The sequence below is a fragment of the Microlunatus kandeliicorticis genome, from assembly GCF_014137855.1.
GTDB classification, from domain to species: Bacteria; Actinomycetota; Actinomycetes; order Propionibacteriales; family Propionibacteriaceae; genus Microlunatus; species Microlunatus kandeliicorticis.
On record NZ_JACGWT010000003.1, the window covers coordinates 631,944 to 652,072 of the forward strand.

At 73.6% G+C, this 20,129-nt stretch carries 16 protein-coding genes; 9 read left to right on the forward strand and 7 right to left on the reverse strand.

What is annotated here, in order from left to right; translation table 11 throughout:
• Positions 1-10: 10 nt before the first annotated feature.
• The 4 genes from xdhC to FHX74_RS12050 all read left to right on the forward strand — a co-directional run bounded on the left by xdhC (position 11) and on the right by FHX74_RS12050 (position 4,812).
• On the forward strand, positions 11-1,015 hold the full coding sequence (xdhC, locus tag FHX74_RS12035) for a xanthine dehydrogenase accessory protein XdhC (protein WP_182560340.1): 1,005 nt from the start codon (positions 11-13) through the stop codon (positions 1,013-1,015).
• Positions 1,012-2,364, forward strand: a complete 1,353-nt coding sequence (gene guaD / locus FHX74_RS12040) for a guanine deaminase (RefSeq protein ID WP_182560341.1) — start codon at positions 1,012-1,014, stop codon at positions 2,362-2,364. Before xdhC ends, guaD begins: the two co-directional genes overlap by 4 nt.
• On the forward strand, positions 2,361-3,764 hold the full coding sequence (locus FHX74_RS12045) for an NCS2 family permease (protein WP_182560342.1): 1,404 nt from the start codon (positions 2,361-2,363) through the stop codon (positions 3,762-3,764). The genes guaD and FHX74_RS12045 overlap by 4 nt, the downstream gene beginning before the upstream one ends.
• A gap of 187 nt (positions 3,765-3,951) precedes the next feature.
• On the forward strand, positions 3,952-4,812 hold the full coding sequence (locus FHX74_RS12050; RefSeq protein ID WP_182560343.1) for a DUF559 domain-containing protein: 861 nt from the start codon (positions 3,952-3,954) through the stop codon (positions 4,810-4,812).
• An 80-nt stretch (positions 4,813-4,892) separates the two neighbouring features.
• On the opposite strand, the gene FHX74_RS12055 is transcribed toward FHX74_RS12050, so the two are convergent.
• Genes FHX74_RS12055 through FHX74_RS12065 form a run of 3 tightly spaced genes read right to left on the reverse strand, consistent with a single transcriptional unit; the run spans position 4,893 to position 7,817 of the window.
• The gene (locus FHX74_RS12055) at positions 4,893-5,774 is read right to left on the reverse strand and encodes an alpha/beta fold hydrolase (protein WP_182560344.1); all 882 of its coding nucleotides are present in this window, start codon (positions 5,772-5,774) and stop codon (positions 4,893-4,895) included.
• 22 nt (positions 5,775-5,796) lie between these two features.
• Complete coding sequence (locus FHX74_RS12060) at positions 5,797-6,636, reverse strand: sugar phosphate isomerase/epimerase family protein (RefSeq protein WP_182560345.1); 840 nt, start codon at positions 6,634-6,636, stop codon at positions 5,797-5,799.
• Positions 6,633-7,817: a Gfo/Idh/MocA family oxidoreductase gene (locus FHX74_RS12065; RefSeq protein ID WP_182560346.1), complete on the reverse strand. Its 1,185-nt coding sequence runs from the start codon at positions 7,815-7,817 to the stop codon at positions 6,633-6,635. Before FHX74_RS12065 ends, FHX74_RS12060 begins: the two co-directional genes overlap by 4 nt.
• 134 nt (positions 7,818-7,951) lie before the next feature.
• On the opposite strand from FHX74_RS12065, the gene FHX74_RS12070 reads away from it, so the two are divergent.
• Entirely contained in the window at positions 7,952-8,989 is a 1,038-nt protein-coding gene (locus FHX74_RS12070) for a LacI family DNA-binding transcriptional regulator (RefSeq protein ID WP_182560347.1), read from the forward strand.
• Between the two features lie 207 nt (positions 8,990-9,196).
• The gene (locus tag FHX74_RS12075; RefSeq protein WP_182560348.1) at positions 9,197-11,359 is read left to right on the forward strand and encodes a sensor histidine kinase; all 2,163 of its coding nucleotides are present in this window, start codon (positions 9,197-9,199) and stop codon (positions 11,357-11,359) included.
• Here the strand turns inward: FHX74_RS12075 and FHX74_RS12080 are convergent.
• Positions 11,313-13,220 (reverse strand): vWA domain-containing protein, encoded by a 1,908-nt coding sequence (locus FHX74_RS12080; RefSeq protein ID WP_182560349.1) that lies wholly within the window; start codon positions 13,218-13,220, stop codon positions 11,313-11,315. The genes FHX74_RS12075 and FHX74_RS12080 overlap by 47 nt on opposite strands.
• 151 nt (positions 13,221-13,371) lie before the next feature.
• Between FHX74_RS12080 and ykgO the strand changes: the two genes are divergently transcribed.
• On the forward strand, positions 13,372-13,494 hold the full coding sequence (gene ykgO, locus FHX74_RS12085; protein ID WP_182560350.1) for a type B 50S ribosomal protein L36: 123 nt from the start codon (positions 13,372-13,374) through the stop codon (positions 13,492-13,494).
• 81 nt (positions 13,495-13,575) lie between these two features.
• On the opposite strand, the gene FHX74_RS12090 is transcribed toward ykgO, so the two are convergent.
• The 3 genes from FHX74_RS12090 to FHX74_RS12100 are packed head-to-tail and all read right to left on the reverse strand — an operon-like array spanning position 13,576 to position 17,183.
• On the reverse strand, positions 13,576-14,745 hold the full coding sequence (locus FHX74_RS12090) for a glycine C-acetyltransferase (RefSeq protein WP_182560496.1): 1,170 nt from the start codon (positions 14,743-14,745) through the stop codon (positions 13,576-13,578).
• Between the two features lie 13 nt (positions 14,746-14,758).
• Positions 14,759-15,787: an L-threonine 3-dehydrogenase gene (gene tdh, locus FHX74_RS12095; protein WP_182560351.1), complete on the reverse strand. Its 1,029-nt coding sequence runs from the start codon at positions 15,785-15,787 to the stop codon at positions 14,759-14,761.
• Between the two features lie 55 nt (positions 15,788-15,842).
• Positions 15,843-17,183: a lactate racemase domain-containing protein gene (locus tag FHX74_RS12100; RefSeq protein WP_182560352.1), complete on the reverse strand. Its 1,341-nt coding sequence runs from the start codon at positions 17,181-17,183 to the stop codon at positions 15,843-15,845.
• A gap of 110 nt (positions 17,184-17,293) precedes the next feature.
• On the opposite strand from FHX74_RS12100, the gene uxaC reads away from it, so the two are divergent.
• Both uxaC and FHX74_RS21120 read left to right on the forward strand, forming a co-directional pair.
• Complete coding sequence (gene uxaC / locus FHX74_RS12105; RefSeq protein ID WP_182560353.1) at positions 17,294-18,730, forward strand: glucuronate isomerase; 1,437 nt, start codon at positions 17,294-17,296, stop codon at positions 18,728-18,730.
• Positions 18,727-20,106: a mannitol dehydrogenase family protein gene (locus FHX74_RS21120; protein WP_328823785.1), complete on the forward strand. Its 1,380-nt coding sequence runs from the start codon at positions 18,727-18,729 to the stop codon at positions 20,104-20,106. Before uxaC ends, FHX74_RS21120 begins: the two co-directional genes overlap by 4 nt.
• The last annotated feature ends 23 nt before the right edge of the window (positions 20,107-20,129 follow it).

Below are 20,129 nucleotides of genomic sequence, written 5' to 3' on the forward strand. Positions count from 1 at the left end.
GGAGGCGGCGATGGACTGGCTGAGCACCGTGCAGCAGCTGCGGCGCGAGAACGTCCCCGGCGTCCTGGTCACCGTCGTCGAGGTGCGCGGGCACGCCCCGCGCGACCCCGGCACCAAGATGGTGGTCGGCACCGACCGCACCTGGGGCAGCGTCGGCGGCGGCAACCTCGAGGAGACCGCGATCGACCGGGCCCGGTCGATGATCGCGACCATGATCGACACTGGCGCGACGGCTCCGGTGACCTGGCGGTCCGCGCTCAACGAGCACGCCCGCACCGCGCACGGCCGGCAGTGCTGCGGCGGGGTGGTGACCCTGCTGTTCGAGCCGCTGCCGATTCGTCCGACGGTGGCCGTGTTCGGGGTCGGCCACGTCGGCTTCGAGCTGGCCCGGATCCTGTCCCGGCTGGAGATCGCGCTGCACCTGGTGGACAGCCGGGACGAGCAGCTCGATCCGCTCCGGCTGGCCGAGATCACCGACGGCGCCGCCGACGTCACCGTCCACCGCACGCCGCTCGGCGAGACCGTGCTCGAGCGGCTGCCGGACGACGCCCAGGTGTTGATCATGACCCACGACCACGCCGAGGACTACGCGCTCTGCGACGCCGCGCTCCGACGGATCGCGGCCGGTCACCGGCTCGGTCTGGTCGGGCTGATCGGCTCGCGGGCCAAGTGGGCGCGCTTCCGTGCCAAGCTGCTCGCCGACGGGCACACTGCCGACGTGGTCACCCGGATCTGCTCACCGATCGGGCTGCCCGCGCTCACCGGCAAGGAACCGGTGGTGATCGCCGTCGGCGTCGCCGCCCAGCTGATCGAGCGGATCCAGACCCGCCGAACAGAGCCCGTCGGAGCCCCGCCCCCTGAGCTCGTCGATGGGCCGCGCCTTGAGCCTGTCGAAGGGCCTGAGCCTGTCGGGACGCTCCCTGAGCCTGCCGGGACGCGCCCTGAGCCTGCCGGGACGCGCCCTGAGCCTGCCGGGACGCGCCCTGAGCCTGTCGAAGGGCGGGCCCGGCGATGACCCTCTACCGCGCCACCGTCCTCGACGTGCCCGGCGACCCGTTCACCGACGGCCCGGACGCGCTGCGGGCCGAGACCGACGCCGGGCTGCTGGTCCGCGACGGTGTGATCACCGCCCGCGGTCCGTACGCCGAGCTCCGCGCCGCGCACCCCGGCGAGCCGGTCGAGGACCTGACCGACGGCGTCCTGCTGCCCGGGTTCGTCGACACCCACGTGCACTACCCGCAGGTCCGGGTGATCGGCGGGCTCGGGATGCCGCTGCTCGACTGGCTCGAACGGTGTGCGCTCCCCGAGGAGGCACGGCTGGCCGACGACCGCTACGCCGCCGCGGTGGCCGAGGACTTCCTCACCGGCTTGGCCGCGGCCGGCACCACCACCGCGCTGGTCTTCGGCGCGCACTTCGCCACCGCGACGGACGTCTTCTTCGCGGCCGCCGAGCGGTCCGGCCTGCGGATCACCGCCGGGCAGGTAGTGAGCGACCGGGTGCTCCGCGACGAGTTGCTGACCGACCCGGACCGGGCGCTGACCGAGGGCCGCCGGCTGATCGAGCGCTGGCACGGACGCGGTCGGTTGCGCTACGCGGTGACCCCGCGGTTCTCGCTGTCGACCAGCGACGACTTGCTCGCCGTCTGCGGCGAGCTCCTCGAGGCGGCCGACGGGGTGGCGTTCACCTCGCACGCGAACGAGAACCTCCGCGAGGTCGACCGGGTGCGCGAGCTGTTCCCCGGCAGCGACGACTACCTCGACACCTACGACAAGCACGGGCTGCTCGGCCCGCGGAGCGTGATCGCGCACAACGTCCACGTCACGGACGCCGAGCTCGACCTGATGGCCCGGGTCGGTGCCTGGTCGAGCCACTGCCCCACCAGCAACGCCTCGCTGGGCAGCGGGCTGTTCCCGCTGCGCCGGCACGCCGAGCACGGCGTCGGGGTGGCGATGGGCAGCGACGTCGGGGGCGGCACCGGGTTCTCGCTGGTCAAGGAGGGGCTGCAGGCCTACTTCGCCCAGCAGCTGCTCGGGCCCGACGGTCTGCCGCTGACCAGCACCCACCTGCTCTACCTGATCACCCGGGCCGGCGCCCGGGCCCTCGGGCTCGACGACCGGGTCGGCGACCTGGGGGTCGGGAAGCAGTTCGACGCCAGCTGGCTGCGTCCGAGCCCGGGCAGCACCTTCGCCACGAACCTGGCCCACGCCGAGGACGCCGCCGACGCGCTGGCCAAGATCTTCACCCTGTCCACTCCGGGCGACGTGGCCGCGGTGTGGGTCGGTGGTGACCTGACGACCGCCTCCGGTGGGCGTCCCCGCAACCCATCCACCGCACCGTCATCCCGCCCCAAGGAGGCCGCATGACCGCGACGCAAGCCCCGCCGGCCCGGACCCCGCTCGCCAAGGTGTCCGGATTCGACCGCTACTTCGGCATCACCGCCGCCGGGTCCACGATCCCGCGCGAGCTGCGGGCCGGGTTCACCACCTGGCTCACCATGAGCTACGTCCTGTTCGTCAACCCGCAGGTGCTGTCGAGTGCGATCAAGGTGCCGAACGGGTTCACCCAGCTGGTGATCACCACCTGTCTGGCCGCCTGCTTCGGTTCGCTGGTGATGGGTCTGGTCGCCCGCTACCCGTTCGCGCAGGCCCCCGGCATGGGGCTCAACGCGTTCTTCGCCTACAGCGTGGTCCAGGGGCTCGGCTACCCCTGGCAGACCGCGCTGGGCGCGGTGTTCGTCTCCGGTGCGCTGTTCGTGGTGCTCAGCGTGATCGGGGCGCGGCAGGCGATCGTCCGGGCCATCCCGACCGGGCTGAAGTACGCGATCACCGCGGGCATCGGGCTGTTCCTGGCCTTCCTCGGGCTGAAGAGCGCCGGCATCGTGGTGGCCAACGAGGCGACCCTGATCGGGCTCGGGTCGCTCAAGAGCCCGACCGCCTGGGTGGCGATCATCGGCCTGATCATCACCGCCGTGCTGATGCGGCTGCGGGTCAAGGGCGCGATCCTCTTCGGCATCCTGGTCACCTCGATCATCGCGATCGTCAGCCGGGCCAAGGTGTTCAGCGGCGCGGACAACGCGCTGGTGGCCTTCAACGGCTTCTCCGGCGGGCTGCCGTTCGCGCTCCCGGTCTGGCCGACCGACCTGATCGGGCACCTCGACATCGTCGCCGCGCTCGAGCTCGGCGCGCTCAACGTGATCTTCACCTTCTTCTTCGTCGACTTCTTCGACGCCACCGGCACCCTGACCGGGCTGGCACAGCGGGCCGGCTACCTGGACGCCAACGGCGACATGCCGCGGGCCCGGCTGACCTTCTCGATGGACGGTCTGGCCGCGATGTTCGGCGCGCTGATGGGCACCTCGACCACCACCGCCTACGTCGAGAGCGCCTCCGGCATCGAGGAGGGTGGCCGGACCGGCGTGACCGCCGGCTTCGTCGGGATCCTGTTCGCCGCCTCGATGTTCCTCTGGCCACTCGCCGGTGCCGTGCCCGGCGCGGCCACCGCCCCCGCACTGATCATCGTCGGCGCCCTGATGGCCGAGGGGCTCAAACACATCGAGTGGGAGGACATCAGCGTCGCCGTCCCGGCCTTCCTGACCGTGATCGCGATGCCGCTGACCTTCTCGATCGCCAACGGCGTCAGCTTCGGCGTGATCAGCTACTGCCTGATCAAGCTGCTCAGCGGACAGCCGCGCAAGGTGCACCCGATCCTCTACGTGGTGGCCCTGCTGCTGATCGCCCGGTACGTCTTCCTCGCCGAGGGCTAGCCGCGCAGGAGTCCGCCCCTCGATCCGGACCGGCGCAGCCGCTGAGCGTGGCCGCCGGTGTCGTCCGGGATCGAGGGGCGGATTCTCGCGTCTCCGGCCGTCCACAGTCCGCCCGAACCGCGGAGCAGCACCCACAGCCCACCGGCGGCGACGGCCCGAAACCGGGCCACCGGCCGAGGGTGCCGATGTGGACACCACCGTGCGGCAGGCTCTCGACGAGGTGGGCGGGATGCTCCGGCGACGCGACCACCCCGAGCTGGCGACCCGGTTGGACCGGGCCCGCGCCCGCGGGGAGCTGGTCAGCCCGCTGCCGGGGGTGCTGGCGGCCGGCGAGCTCCTCGATCCCGAGGCGCGGATCCGGGCCGGGGCGCTGTGGGCCGGTCCGGACGCCGTGGTCTGCGGCCTGGCCGCGGCCCGGCTGACCTTCTGGCCCGAGGTGTCGGTTCCGGTCGTCGAGCTCGCCGCACCGGTCCGCGGCAAGAGCCGGCCGGGCTGGGTCGTTCACCGGCGCACCGTCCCGCCGGAGCTGATCCGTCGCCGCGGCGGTCTGCCCGTGACCGCTCCGGCCCTCACTGCCGTCGACCTGGCAGCCGGCCCGGTCGGCGGCGAGGCCATCGACCGGGTGCTGCGCAGTCGGACGGCGACGCTGGACCACCTGTGGGAGGCCCTCCGCCTGAATCCGGGGCGCCGCGGGAACGTCCGACGCGCCGAGCTGCTGACGGACTCCCGCGACCAACCGTGGTCGGAGGCGGAACGCCTTGCCCACCGCCTCCTCCGTGCAGCGGGGCTCAGGGGCTGGCGGACCAACGTGCCGGTCGGGCCCTGGTTCGCCGACGTGGTCTTCACCGCCGCACGGGTGATCGTCGAGATCGACGGGTTCGAGACGCACGGGGCTCGTGCCGCCTTCGAACAGGACCGCTACCGCCGCGACGAGCTGGTGCTGGCCGGTTACCTGGTCCTCAACTTCACCTGGCGCCAACTCACCGAGCAGCCCGACTGGGTCCTCGACTGCATCCGTCGAGCGCTGGGCACGGGCACTCGGCGCTGAGGATCCGCCCCTCGATCCCGCGCGGTCCGGCCGCTGAGCGCACACGCCGGCGATGGTCAGGATCGAGGGGCGCATTCCTGCTACTGGTCGAGTGCAGCGAGGAAGGGGACGACCTCGGTGAGGAAGGCGTCCGGCGCCTCGACCGGGAGCCAGTGGCCGCAGTCGGGGACGGTCACCAGCCGGGCTTGCGGCATCCGGTCGGTGGCGGCGCGGGAGTCGGCCGGGGCGACCAGCCGGTCGTCCTCGCCGTGCAGCAGCAGCGTCCGCACGGTGATCCGGTGCACCACCGGGAGCAGGTTGTTGCGCATCCGCCGCGGGCCGAGGGTGGCCTGGTTGTAACGGGCGTAGCCGCGACCGCCGTCGGAACGCCGGGCCTCGGCCCGGAAGCCGTCCCGGACCGGCGGAGGCACCCGCCGCCGGTCGCGGACCACCCGGCCCAGCGCGACGTCGGCGAAGCGGCCGGCCACCCGGCTCAGCCCGAAGAGCACCGGATCGGGCAGCTGGGCGGCGACCCAGGCGGCCCGCTGCACCGCGGGCGAACCGATCCGCTCGGTCAGCCCGCCGGCCGCGACCAGCACCAGACCGGCCACCGCCCCCGGGTGCCGCAGCGCGAGGTGCAGGGCGACGTCGCCGCCCATCGAGATCCCGACCACCGCGAACCGCGGGTGCCCGAGCCCGCTCACCACCTCGACCAGCAGGTCGGCGAGCCGGTCGGCGTCGCCGGTGACCTCGACCCCGGTGGTGCCACCGAATCCCGGCAGGTCGGGCGCCAGGACCGGGCGGTGCCGGGCCAGCGGCTCGAGCACCCGGTACCAGGACAACCCGGCGTGGTCGTAGCCGCCGCCGTGCACCAGCAGCACCGGCAACGACGCGCCGAAGCCCGGTCCGGCTCTGAGCACCCGGACCCGCCCGCCGCCGTGGTCGACCCAGGTCGCGGTGGCCCCGGGCGCGACGAGCGTCATCCGACCGTCCGCGGCCGACGGATCAGAGCAGCGAGCGGAGGTAGGCCAGGTCGTCGGCCAGCCGCTCGGTCTGCGGGAGCTCGGTGGAGAAGTCCTCGCAGGTGATCCAGCCGTCGTAGCCGTGCTCCTTGAGCGCGTCGACGTAGTCGGCCACGTCGGCGATCCCGCCGCGCAGGGTCGCCCAGCCGTGCTCCCAGTGGGTGACGCCGGCCTCGTCGGTCCCGGTCGGCCGCCACACCCCGTTCTTGACGTGGACGTGCGCCAGGTAGGGCCCGAGCAGGTCGAAGGCCCAGCGCGGGTTCTCCTGGCCCTCGAACAGCAGGTTGCCGAGGTCGTGGATCACCCCGACCGCCTCCGGGTCGAGCCCGTCGAGCAGCCGGAACGCCGCACTCGCCGAGGCGGTGATGGTGCCGTGGTGCAGCTCGACCAACGCCTGGACGCCGAGCTCGCCGGCCCGGTCGGCCACGAACGCGTAGTCGTCGCGGGCCCGAGCGAACACCTCGCGGTAGCTCTCCCCCGGCTGGACGCCCGGGACGGTCACCCGCACCCGCGGCGCGCCGAGCTTCGCGGTGGCCGAGAGCATCCGCTCGACGCCCTCGTGGTCGGTGCAGCGGACGTAGCCGCCGATCCCGGAGATCTCCAGCCCGGCCGCGTCGGTGATCCGGCGGATCTCGTCGAGCGAGTCCTCCAGCCCGGTCAGCGGCCAGGTGGCCCGGTTGCCGGCCCAGAACCCGGGCTGGTCGGCCGGGCGCTGGTCGGTGACCCGCCACTCGACGCCGTCCCAGCCCTGCTCGGCGAGCAGCTGGGCGGTGGGCTCGGGCTCGAGGTCGGGAGCGGCCGCGGTGAACAGCGAGAGCTTCACGCCACACCGCCCTTCTCGGCCATCACGTCGTCGTGCTTGCCGGCGAGCACGTCCTCGAACCGGACCGGCTGGCCGAGCGTGGCCGACACGTAGAGCGACCGGACCAGGGCCAGCGAGAGCAGCGCCTCGTCGACGGTGACGCCGGGCGCGCGGCCGGTGGCCAGCGCGTCGGCGAGGTCGTCGTACTGCCGGTAGTGGCCCTCGATGAAGTTCTCGGCCGGCTTGGGGCTGCTGGCCAGCTGCTCCACCGGCACCTGCTCGGCGGCCTGGTTCTCGACCTTGACGCCGCTGTGGGCGCTGAACCCGTGGGTGCCGAACTCGTCGGCGTCCGGGGCGGCGAAGAAGTACTCGAGCCGGTCCTCGTCGACGATCGCCGACCCCTGGGTGCCGTGCACCTGGATCCGGGTCCGCAGCCCGGGGAACGCGGCGGTGGTGGCGTGCAGGGTGGCCAGCGCGCCGCCCTCGAACCGGATGACCGCGACCGCGGTGTCCTCGACCTCGATCCGCTCGTGCGCGAGCCGACCGGTGAACGCGGAGATCTCCTCGGGCCGGCCGAGGAACCAGCGGAGCAGGTCGACGGTGTGGACGCACTGGTTCATCACCGCGCCGCCGCCGTCCCAGGCCCAGGTGCCGCGCCAGTCGCCCTGGTCGTAGTAGCCCTGGCTGCGGTACCAGGCCATCGAGGCCAGTGCCGACGTGAGGGTGCCGAACCCGCCGCCGTGCGCCCCGGCAGCGATCGCGGCGTTCGCCGGGTCGAACCGGTGCTGGCTGATCACCGAGACCAGCTGGCCGTTCTCGGTGGCCGCCCGGGCCCGCTCGGCGAAGACCCGGCCGCGCTCGGCGGTGACGTCGAGCGGCTTCTCGATCACCACGTGCCGACCGTGGTCGAGCACCTCGGTGGCCTGTTCGGTGTGCATCCCGCTCGGGGTGCACAGCACGGCGAGGTCGACCTCGCCGCTGTCGCAGGCCGCGGCGATCGAGTCGTAGACCACCGGCTCGGGCGCACCGGCGTCGGCGAGCACCCGGCGGGCGCCCTCGACGGCCTCGGGCAGCGGGTCGACCAGGCCGGTGACCACGAAGGCCGGGTGCCGACTGATCACGGTGGCGTGGTGCTTGCCGATGATCCCGCAGCCGACGATGGCGACGCGGGTGGGACGGCCGGTCTCGGCCGGAGTGCTCATCTCTGGTCAGGCTCCTGGTTCGACGGCGACGACGACACAGGGACGTGGCACCTGCGCCGGGTCCCACACAAGCAGCCCGCTGCCGCCCCGGCAATCGGTTGCCAGATCTTGCCATCGCGTGGTTCGCTGACCGGGTGCCCGGCCCCACCCCGACCGGCGGCTCCCGACCGACCACGCTGGCCGACGTGGCCGCCCGCGCCGGCGTCGCGGTCTCCACCGTGTCCCGGGCGCTCTCCAACCCGACCCGGGTCAACGTCCGCACCCGCGAGCGGGTCGAGCAGGCCGCCCGCGAGCTCGACTACACCGCGAACCCGTCCGCCCGCGCGCTCAGCTCGGGACGCACCGGCGCGGTCGCCGTGCTGGTCTCCGACGTCACCAACCCGTTCTACTTCGACATCATCCGCGGCAGCCAGCAACAGCTGAAGAACGCCGGGGTCACCCAGCTGCTGGTCGACACCGAGGAGTCGGCCGAGGTCGAGGCCAGTCTGCTGGCCACGCTGCAGCGCTCCTGCGACGGCGCCATCCTCACCTCGACCCGGCTGTCGGACAGCCGGCTCGACCAGCTGGCCGCGAGCATGAACCTGGTCACCATCAACCGGCCGCGGCGCGGCATCGGCAGCGTCGTCCTCGACACCGCCCAGGGCATGGAACAGGCGGTCGAGCACCTGGTCTCGCTCGGCCACCGGCGGATCGTCTACGTCTCCGGTCCGAAGGGGTCGTGGTCGAACGAACGGCGCTGGCGGGCCGTCCACCGCGCCGCCCGACGGCTCGGCGCCGACGTGGTCCGGACCCGCGACTTCCCGCCGCGCAGCGACTCGGGCACCGGGGCCGCCGACGCGGTGCTCAACACCCGCGCGACCGCCTGCATCGCCTACAACGACGTGGTGGCGATCGGGATGCTGGCCCGGCTGGCCGAGCGCGGCGTGGCGGTACCCGAGGACCTGAGCGTGGTCGGCTGCGACGACATCTTCGGCGCCGACTTCTGCCACCCGCCGCTGACCACCGTCACCGCGCCGGTCGAGCACGCGGGCCGGGTGGCCACCTCGATCCTGCTCTCCGGCTCGGCCAGCGGCGGGCCGGCGACCGCGGGTCGCACGCCCGGGTCGTCGGCGGTGCTGCCCACCCACCTGACCGTCCGGCGGAGCACCGGGGCGCCGCGCGCCGCCCGCTGAGGCCACCGCCGCGGGGTGGCCGTCGGGGTCTCTGGATGATCACCTGGCGTCGGGGATGGTGATTTCGCCGGGTTCGTCGGTTACCGTCGGTGCTGGTGGAAGACCCCCCGATCCACTGACGCAAGGACCGACCGTGTTGCACACGTCCGCGCCCGTCGCCGCCCCCCGCAGCGCTGGGCCGCTCCCCCGACCCCCGGCGGCGACGCCATGACCACGATCCCCCGCCCCTGGCTGCGGGCGCGTCCCGCCGCGAAGCCGACCGCCCTGGCCGCCGAGCGCGCGCCGGCCCCGCCGCGCTCGATCCGGACCAAGATCGACGCGATCATCCGCAGCGCCCTGATCACGCTGGTGCTGCTGAGCGTGACCGGCCTGGGCGCGATCGGCGTCCTCACCGTGGTGCTGGTCCAGCTGACCCACGACGTCGGGCCGGCCGAACGGGCCAACATGACCGTGCGGCAGCGGATGACCGACAGCGAGACCTCGCTGCGCGCCTACCAGCTGACCCGCGACCCGATCTTCCTGCAGACCTGGCAGAACGCGCAGCAACCGCTGCAGGAGGCGCTGGCCACCCTGCGGACCAAGGTCGGTGACGAGCCGGGGGTCGCGGATCTGGTGGCCCGCCAGGAGACCCTGGTCACCCAGTGGCTGCGCTACACCGCGCCGATCGCGAGCAACCCGGCCGCGCTGACCGACGCCCCGAGCCAGGCGACCGCCAAGTCCTACTTCGACGCCTTCCGCGGCGGCAACGCCCAGGTCGGGGTCTGGCTGGCCAACGACCGGGAGACCCTCACCACCGTCGCGCTGGTGGTGGCCGCGCTGTCGGCGGCGGCGTTCATCGCGGTGGTGGTCCACGGGGCCACCCGGGGCCTGCGTCCGGCCCGCCGGGCCCGGTCGGGCGTCGCACCGCCGCTCGAGGACCTGCACCGGGTGGTGACCCGGCTGCACGACGGCGACCGGTCGGCGCGGGCCGACCCGCACGCCGGCGTGCTCGAGATCCGGGCGGTCGCCGAGGCGGTCAACGACCTGGCCGAGCTGCAGCAGCGCAGCGAGCAGCGGATCGCCGACGAGCTGCGGCTGACCGCGTTCGAGCGCGACTGGGCGGTGGGGCTGCACTCGCTGGACGGCCTGCCCCAGCTGCTCGCCGAGCGCGCCGCCGCGCTGGCCGGGGCGATGGGCGCCTCGGCCGTCTTCGTCCGGACCCTCGACAACGAGGGCGAGGACGGCCTGACGATCATCCACCCGCCGATGCCGGTCGAACAGCGCGCGCCGTCGACGCTGGTCCGCGCGGTGTTCGAGGTCGCCCAGCTGTGCTGGCGGCTGCAGGAACCGCTGACCTTCTACGCTTCGACCGCCAAGCAGGCTCCGGACACCAACCGCCAGGTGCTGACCACCGACCGGCTGGTCCCGGTCGCGCTCCAGCACCGGATGCTCGACTACGTCGCCACCCTCGGCGCCGACTCGATCCTGTTCGCCGCCTTCGGCGCCGCCGACCGCCCGCTCGGCTACGTCGGGCTGGTCCGGCCGGTGGGCTCGCCGGTGTGGGCCGACACCGAGCTGACCGCGATCCAGCGGATGGCCCGCGACGTCGGCCGGGCGGTCGCGCTGGAACGCGCCTACCGACGCGAGCAGCGGCTGGTCTCGGAGCTGCAGGCTCTCGACACCCAGAAGAACGCGTTCGTCTCGATGATCTCGCACGAGCTGCGGACGCCGTTGGCCTCGATCTCGGGCCACCTGGAGATCGTCCGGGCCGGCGACCTCGGGGTGATCGAGCCGCTGGTCGACCGTTCGCTCGAGGCGATCGAGCGCAACGCCCGGCGGTTGACCACCCTGATCGGCGACCTGCTGCTGCTCTCGCGGATCGAGGAGGGCGAACGACCGGTCACCATGGTCCCGGTCGACCTCGGCCCGGTGATCGAGGAGTGCGCGGCAACCCTGCGGCACCAGGCCCAGCGCGCGGGCGTGGCCTTCGACCTCGTCCTGCCCGACCGGCCCGCCCCGACCCTGGGCGACCCGCAGGAGATCGAGCGGGTCTTCGACAACCTGATCAGCAACGCGGTCAAGTTCAGCCCGTCGGGCAGCCGGGTGCGGATCGGCCTCGAGGTCACCGAGACCGACGCGGTGATCACGGTCACGGACCATGGTCTGGGCATCTCGGTGGAGGACCAGGGCGCGCTGTTCACCCGGTTCTTCCGATCCACCAACCCGGCCGCGCTGAACATCCCCGGCACCGGGCTCGGGCTGGCCATCTCCAAAATCATCGTGGAACGGCACCGCGGCCGGATCGCCGTGGACTCGGCGCTCGGCCGCGGCACCACGATGACCGTCACCCTGCCGCTGCGTCTCCCCGCCGCCGTCGGCGCCGCACGATGACCGCCGTGACGCCCGCCCCGAGCAGCACCGCGACCGCGACGACGATCCCGATCACCGTGCCCGTGGTCACCCCGCCCGAGCGGCTGCCCGGGGCGGGGACGGGGGTCGGGCTCGGCGGGGCCGGCGCAGGCGTCGGGTTCGCCACGTAGTCGGGCGCGCCGCTGCTGCGGCCCCGGACGTCCAGGTTCAGCAGATAGGGCACCACGTAGTTCTGGTTCTGCGGGTCGGCGCTCAGCGAGACGACCACCGCGTACGACCCGGGCAGGTAGCTGCTCGCCCGGGTCACGTCCTGGCTGCGGTTGAGGTAGCGGACCGGGGTGCTGGACAGCCCGAGCACCAGCCGCTCCTTGGTCAGCACGTTCTCCTGGCCACCGGCGTTGGTGGTGGCCGGGCCGCGGTTCGGGCTGAACATCGTGATGTTGGCCCGGACCTGCCCGTTCCCCAGCTGGGAGGCCAGCTTCCCGCTAGCCCCGGGGAAGGTCAGCGTGGCGTCGACGCTCTGGCCCCAGGTCTGCTTGACCAGGAACACCTGGGTCTCGCCGGGCACCAGGTTCGAGCTGTAGGCCCCCTGGCCGAGGGTGGGCGCGTCGTCGAAGGAGCTGCCGCCGACCACCGGCTTCGTCGAGCCGCCGAACTGCGGGACGAACTTCCCCGCGGTGGCCGGCTTGGGCAGTCCGGCCACCCCGCTCACCGGGCGCTCCTCGATCACCTGCAGCGAGACCTGGTCGGTCTGCTTGCCGCCGTAGACCGGGGTGCCGTCGACCCGGTCGGCGTGCCGGACCGCGACGAGGAGGTCGTTGCTGCTGGTGCAGGCCGCCACCGGGGCCTTGCCCGCCCGCGGCCCGACACTGACCGCCGCGGACAGCAGGTTCGACCCGAACGCGTCGGCGCGGAAGGCGCTGCTGGTGGCGCAGAGCTGGCCGGACGGGGTGCGTACCTCGAGGGCCACCGCGTCGGGCCGGCCGAGCCGGTTGATCGAGGCGGAGACGTGCAGGGTCGACCCGACGATATTGCGGTAGAGGTGGTACCAGCGGAGGTCCCCCGCACCGGTGGGCGGCAGCTCGTCGTTGTACTCGCCGGCGGTGATCACCGGGGCCTGCGCGGGCGCGGCGCTGCCGACCACCGGAGTGCCGCCGACCTGGAAGTTGCGCCGGGACCGCTGCACCAGCGTCTGCAGGCTGTTGGCCAGCGTCTCCGCGTCCGCGGCGTCGTAGTAGCTGCCCTTGCCGCGCGAGGCGATGCACTTGAGCTGGCTCTGGGCGCTGCCGTCGACGTTCAGCCCGATCACGTCGATCGCCAACCCGGTGCCCGACCGGGTCAGCGTGCTCGCCACGTCACACGGGTCGGGCTTGCAGGTGGACTCGCCGTCGGTGACCAGCACGATGGTCCGCTTGCCCGACGACCCCAGGTCCTTGGCGGCCTGCTGCAGGGCGTAGCCGATCGGCGTCTCGCCGTAGGGCTTGACGGCCTTGATCGCCGCGTCGAGCTGTCCCTGGTTGTCGGTGCCGACCGGGACCTTGAGCTGGGAGTCGGTGCAGGCGCCCTTGTCCCCGGCGTTGAACACGGTGGCACCGAAGACTCGGAAGCCGACGTTGACCGAGGCCGGCAGGCTGCCGACGGTCTGGGTCAGGGCCTTGCGGGCGGCGTCGATCTTCACCTCGCCCTGGCTCTTCTGCGCCATCGAACCCGAGGAGTCGAGCACCAGCATCAGCTTCGAGGTCTCCTCGGCGCGGGCCGGTCGGCTCAGCGGGCCGAGCAGGGCGCCGGCCGCCGCCAGCAGGACCGCCAGCGCCAGCACGACGACCGTCCGTCCCGGTCGACCGCTCCGGACGGGTGGTCGACGGTGCTCCGGTGCGGGCATGGTCGTCCCTTCGATCGGGTTCGGGGGCGTGTCCTCATCGTAGGGAGGTCGGCTGTGCGGACGCCCGACGCCGCGCGGCCCCGGGAAGAAGCAGCGCGGCGGCGGCGTTGAGGAGGCAGTGGTCGTCCAGACCGAGAGAAGGAGACGCACGATGAAGGTCCGCAACTCGTTGCGCGCGTTGAAGAACCGGCCGGGCTCGCAGGTGGTGCGCCGCCGCGGGCGGGTGTTCGTGATCAACCGGCGTGACCCGCGGCAGAAGGCCCGTCAGGGCTGAGCCGCCGAGAACCACCCCGAACCGCCGCGGTCCGTGACCGCGGCGGTTCGGCGTTCCCGGGAGCTCGGCGTTCCCGGAGTCTCAGGCGCGGGCGCGTTCGAAGGCTTCGACGGCGCGCTCCAGGTCGGACCGGCTGTGCGCCGCCGACATCTGGGTGCGGATCCGCGCCCTGCCGCGCGGGACCACCGGGAAGCTGAACGCGCGGACGTAGATCCCCATCGCCAGCAGCCGGTCGGCCATCGCCGCCGCCTCGACCGCGTCGCCGATCATCACCGGGACGATCGGGTGGTCGGAGGTGGGGATCTCGAAGCCCCGGGCGGTCATCTCGGCGCGGAACCAGGCGGTGTTGTCGCGGAGCCGGGCCAACAGGTCGCCCGAGGTCCGCAGCAGCTCGAGGGTCGCCAGCGCCGCGGCGGCGATCGAGGGTGCCAGCGAGTTCGAGAACAGGTAGGGCCGGGACTTCTGCCGCAACGTCTCGACGATCTCGGCCCGGGCCGCGGTGTAGCCGCCGGACGCGCCGCCGAGGGCCTTGCCCAGGGTGCCGGTGACGATGTCGACCCGGTCCTGCACCCCGAACAGCTCCGGCGTGCCCGCCCCGGTCTCGCCGACGAAGCCCACCGCGTGCGAGTCGTCGACCATCACCAGCGCGTCGTAGCGCTCGGCGAGCTCGACGATCCCGTCGAGCGGGGCGACGTAGCCGTCCATCGAGAAGACGCCGTCGGTGGCGATCAGCCGGTGCCGGGCGCCGGAGGCAGCCCGCAGCTGGGCCTCGAGGTCGGCCAGGTCGCGGTTGCGGTAGCGGTAGCGCTGCGCCTTGCACAGCCGGACGCCGTCGATGATCGAGGCGTGGTTGAGCTCGTCGCTGATCACCGCGTCCTCGGGGCCGAGCAGCGTCTCGAACAGCCCGCCGTTCGCATCGAAGCAGGAGGAGTAGAGGATCGTGTCCTCGGTGCCGAGGAACCCGCTGAGCGCGGCCTCGAGCTCCTTGTGCAGCGCGGTGGTGCCGCAGATGAACCGCACCGAGGCCATCCCGAAGCCCCACCGGTCGAGCGCCTCGGCGGCCGCGCTGATCATGGCCGGGTGGTCGGCGAGGCCGAGGTAGTTGTTGGCGCACAGGTTGAGCACCTGCTGCCCGCCGTCGCCGTGCTCGACGCCGATCTCGGCCGCCTGCGGGGTGGTGATCACCGCCTCGGCCTTGAACAGCCCCTCGGTCCGCAGCTGGTCGAGATCGCCCGCCAGCCGCTGCTTCATGGTCCCGTACACGTCAGTCCTCCCAGCTCATGATCACCTTGCCGCTGTCCCCCGACCGGGCCACCGCGAACGCCTGTTCGTGCTCGGTGTGGTGGAACCGGTGGGTGATCACCCCGGAGATGTCGAGGCCGCTCTGCAGCAGCACCGACATCGCGTACCAGGTCTCGAACATCTCGCGGCCGTAGATGCCCTTGATGGTCAGCATGTTGAGCACCACGGTGGCCAGGTCGATGCTCACCTCGTCGCCGGGCAGTCCCAGCACGGCGATCCGGCCGCCGTGGGTGAGGTTGTCGATCATCTCGCGGAGCGCGGCCGGGCTGCCGGACATCTCCAGTCCGACGTCGAAGCCCTCGCGCATCCCGAGCCGGGCCTGCGCGTCCCGGACCGTCGTGCCCGACGCGTCGACCCCGAGGGTGACGCCGAGCCGCTCCGCCAGGGCCAGCCGGGGCCGGCTGAGATCGGTGATCACCACGTGCCGGGCACCGGCGTGCTTGGCCACCATCGCGGCCATGATCCCGATCGGTCCCGCCCCGGTGACCAGCACGTCCTCGCCGAGGCTGGGGAAGGTCAGCGCGGTGTGCACCGCGTTGCCGAACGGGTCGAAGATCGCCGCCACGTCCCAGCCGATCGGGGCCGGGTGCACCCAGACGTTGCCGGCCGGGATCACCACGTACTGGGCGAACGCCCCGTCGACCTGCACCCCGATGCCCCGGGTGTGGATGCACAGGTGCCGGCGACCGGCCCGGCAGTTGCGACAGCGGCCGCAGACCAGGTGGCCCTCGCCGCTGACCGCGTCACCGACCCGCACCTCGGTGACCGACGCGCCGACCTCGACCACCTCGCCGGAGAACTCGTGGCCGACCACCACCGGCGGGGCGACGTGGCCCTGGGCCCAGTGGTCCCAGGCCTGGATGTGCAGGTCGGTGCCACAGATCCCGGTCTGCCGGACGGCGACCAGCACGTCACCGGGCCCGCAGACCGGGTCGGGTACGTCGGTCAGCACCAGCCCCGGCTCGGCGGCGGGCTTGATCAGCGCCTTCACGGCGCCACCGTACCCAGGTCGCCGCACCCGGCCGGAACGGCCGACCCGGCTCCGCTCAGCCGCGCAGCCGGTAGAGCACCTCGCCGGCGTGCGGTTCGACGAAGGTGTCCGGGTCGGCCGCGTAGGCCTCGACGTCGACCTCGGCCGGGTCGAGGTAGTGCAGGTTGACCGCCTCGACGACCTCGCGCGGGATGCCGGTGGCCAGGGTGACGGTGACCCGGTTGCGCTCGCCGTGCTCCGGGTCCCAGGTGCCCTGGCCGCGCAGGTGGGTCGAGTGCGCCAGGTCGCCCCACGGCTGGTGCCGGAACCGCTCCCACTGCCCGAGGAAGTAGTCCCGGTTGTGATAGCCGATCTCGGTGATGTGCGGGTGCATCACCGAGACCTCGGTGATGTGCGGGGCGTAGATGATCAGCTCGCCCCCGTCGGCCACGATCGGCTCGAGCTTGTAGAAGCCCTTGGCCGCCGTCCAGATGTCCTCGTAGCGTTCCGGCATCACCGACAGCACCCGCCGGTAGCTGCGGTCGAGGTAGGTGACGTGGGTCTGGGCGGAGATCCCGGCGCAGGCGGCCCAGGCGTCCTCCGGGGTGCCGAACGCGGCGGCGTGCAGCGTGTCGGTGCCCGAGGCGACCACCAGGCAGAGGGCCAGCCGCCGGGTCGGGATCATCGCGGCGGCCTCGTTGACCAGGGCCCGCACCGGCGTCACCCCCGACGTGCCGATCATCTCGGCGCTGGTGATCAGCGCGCCGACCCAGTGCGAGACGTCGATCAGCTCGGGACCCGAGACGCCGGGGAAGAAGTACTTGTTGCCACCGGAGAAGCCGACCACCTCGTGCGGGAAGACCGGCCCGACCACCACCGCGACGTCGGCCTCGGCGACGTGCCGGTTGACCCGGACGTCCACGGCGGTGTCGGTCATCAGCCCGCCGGTGAGCTCGGCCATCCGGTCGGTCTCGATCCGACCGAGCGGCAGGAAGGTCTCCGGGCGCCACGACTCGTGGTTGAGCACCGTCCAGCCCGGATAGGTCGCCTCGAGCGCACCGGGCTCGTAGCCGAGATGGGCGGCCAGGTGCTCCTCGCTCATCCCCTGGTGGGTGCCGAGCGCGATCACCACGGTCACCGCCAGTGCCCGGTCCCCGATGGCCCGGTGCGCGGCCCGCAGCAGCAGCGGCAACGGGCAGGTCCGGGTGCCGTCGGGCACCACCAGGCAGACCCGGCGGCCGTCCAGGTCGGCGCCGGCGAAGGCCTGTTCGACGAATCGGCTGACCTGCTCGGGATCGAGCCGCTCCCCCGCGCCGCCGACCAGCGTCGCCCGCGCCGGGTCGCCGGGCTCGGTGCCGTAGCCGTCCTCGCGACCGGGGCGGGTGGCCGGGATCGTCGACCCTGGGGTGGTGGTCATGCCGCCACTCTGCTGCGGGCGGCCGGGCCCGGCAACCCCGGGGGCGGCGGTGACGGCAACTTGCGGCAAACGGTGGCCGCCGGCCGGCCCCGACCGCCGATGATGGGCCCATGGTTCCCGCACCGACCGTCCCGACCGCGCGGCCGTTGGCCGCCGACCCGGACCGGCTGTTCCCGGCGGACCCGTCGCTGCGCCCGCTGGCCCGGCAGCTCTACGAGCGGGTGGCCGACCTGCCGATCATCTCGCCGCACGGGCACGTGCCGGCGTCCTGGCTGGCCGAGGACACCCCGTTCACCGACCCCACCTCGCTGCTGATCACCCCCGACCACTACGTCACCCGGCTCCTGCACGCGCACGGCGTCGGGCTGGACGCGCTCGGGGTCGGGCAGGGCCCGCTGTCCGAGCCGGACGCGCGGGCGGCGTTCCGGATCCTCTGCGGGCACTGGTCGGTCTACCGCGGGACCCCGGTCCGGTACTGGCTGCAGGCGCAGCTGACCGGGATCTTCGGCGTGGACGTCCGGCCGAGCGCGGAGACCGCCGACGCGATCTACGACACGGTCGCGGCCGCGCTGGCCACCCCGGCGTTCCGGCCGCGGGCGCTGTTCGAGCGGTTCCGGATCGCGGTGCTGGCCACCACCGACGACCCCTGCGACGACCTGTCCGCGCACCGCGCCCTGGCCGACGACCCGACCTGGACCGGCCGGGTGATCCCGACGTTCCGTCCCGACCGCTACCTCGAGGTCGGCGCCCGCGGCTGGCGGACCGACGCCGACCTGCTGGCCGAGACCGCGGGCACCGAGGTCGGCGACTACGCCGGGTTCGTGGCCGCGCTGGAAGCCCGCCGCGCCCACTTCCGCGCCCACGGCGCGGTGTCGGCCGACCACAGCCACGCCGACGTCCGCACCGACCGGCTGAGCCCCGCCGAGGCGGAGCGGCTCTACCGGCTGGCCCGGTCGGGCGACCTGACCCCCGACGAGGCGGTCGCGCTGCGGCGGCACCTGCTGTGGGAGATGGGCCGGATGTCGTCCGAGGACGGGCTGGTGATGACCCTGCACCCGGCGGTGGCCCGCAACCACCACCGGCCCACGTTCGAGCGGTTCGGCGCCGACGTCGGCGCGGACGTCCCGGTCACCGCCGAGTACGTCCGCGCGCTGGCGCCGCTGCTGTCCGACTTCGGCACCCACGAGAACTTCCGGATGGTGCTGTTCACCATCGACGAGACCACCTTCAGCCGCGAGATCGCCCCGCTGGCCGGCTTCTACCCGTCGGTGTTCGCCGGGGCCCCGTGGTGGTTCCTCGATGCCCCCGAGGCGATCCGCCGCTACCGGGCGGCGGTCACCGAGACCGCCGGGTTCGGCAAGACCTCGGGCTTCATCGACGACACCCGCGCCTACTGCTCGATCCCGGCCCGGCACGACATGGCCCGTCGGCTCGACGCCGGCTACGTCGCCTCGCTGGTCGCCGACGGCCGGCTCGAGGAGGACGAGGCCGTCGAGGTGGTCGAGGAGCTGGTCACGGTCAACCCGCGCCGGGCGTTCCGGCTGTGACCGCGCCGCGGCTCGACCGGGACGCACCCGGGCGTCCGACCGCCCCGCCGGTGCGGATCGTCCACCTCGGGGTCGGCAACTTCCACCGGGCCCACCAGGCCTGGTACACCGCGCACGCCGCCGACGCCGACGGCTGGGGCATCGCCGGGTTCACCGGCCGCCGCCCGGACGCCGCCGAGGCACTGGGGCCGCAGGACGGGCTCTACACGCTGATCGTCCGCGGGCCGGACGGGGACGCCTTCGAGCTGGTCGGGTCGCTGGCCGCGGTCCACCCGGCCGCCGACCACGCCGCCCTGCTCGACTACCTGCGCCGGCCGGAGGTCGCGGTGGTCACCCTGACCGTGACCGAGGCCGGCTATCTCCGCGGCGCCGACGGTCGGCTCGACCTCGAGCGCGCCGAGGTGCAGGCCGACCTGGAGACCCTCCGCACCGACGCCGGGGCCGCGGTGACCACGGTGCCCGGGCGGCTGGTCGCCGGGCTGGCCGCCCGCCGGGCCGCCGGGGCCGGCCCGCTGACCGTGCTCAGCTGCGACAACCTGCCCGAGAACGGCGCCGCGACCGCCGCGGTGGTCGGCGACCTGGCCCGCGCCCTCGACCCCGGTCTGGCCGACTGGATCGCCGCCGAGATCGACTTCGCCACCTCGATGGTCGACCGGATCACCCCGGCCACCACCGCCGAGGACGTCGACCTGGTGGCCCGCAGCCAGGGTTGGACCGACGCCGCGCCGGTGCCGACCGAACCGTTCGCCGAGTGGGTGGTGGCCGGCCGGTTCCCGGCCGGGCGTCCGGACTGGGCCGGCGCCGGGGTGGCGCTGGTCGACGACGTCACGCCCTACGAGCAGCGGAAGCTCTGGCTGCTCAACGGCTCGCACTCGCTGCTCGCCTACGCGGCCAGCCAGCGCGGCCACCGGACCATCGACGCCGCGATCGCCGACCCGGTGGCCCGCGGCTGGGTGGAGACCTACTGGGACGAGGCGGTCGGCCACCTCAGCCTGCCCGGCGACCAGGTGAGCGCCTACCGCGCCGCGCTGCTCGACCGGTTCGGCAACCCGCGGGTGCGGCACCAGCTGGCCCAGATCGCCGCCGACGGGTCGCTCAAGCTGGCGGTCCGGATCGTCCCCGTGACCCGCGCCGAGCGGGCCGCCGGCCGGCTGCCGACCGGTTGCTCCACCGCGCTGGCGGGCTGGGTCCGGCACCTGCAGGGGCACGGCGTGCCGGTCACCGACCCCAACGCGGACCGGGCCCAGGAGGCCGCGAGCGCGGCGGACCCGCGCGCCGCGGTGCACGGCGTGCTGGCCACCCTGGCCGACGACCTCGCCGCCGACGAGGCGTTCGTCGACCTGGTCGTCGCCCGGCTGGACGCGCTCACCGCCTGAGCCGGGCGGGCCCGACGTCCGGA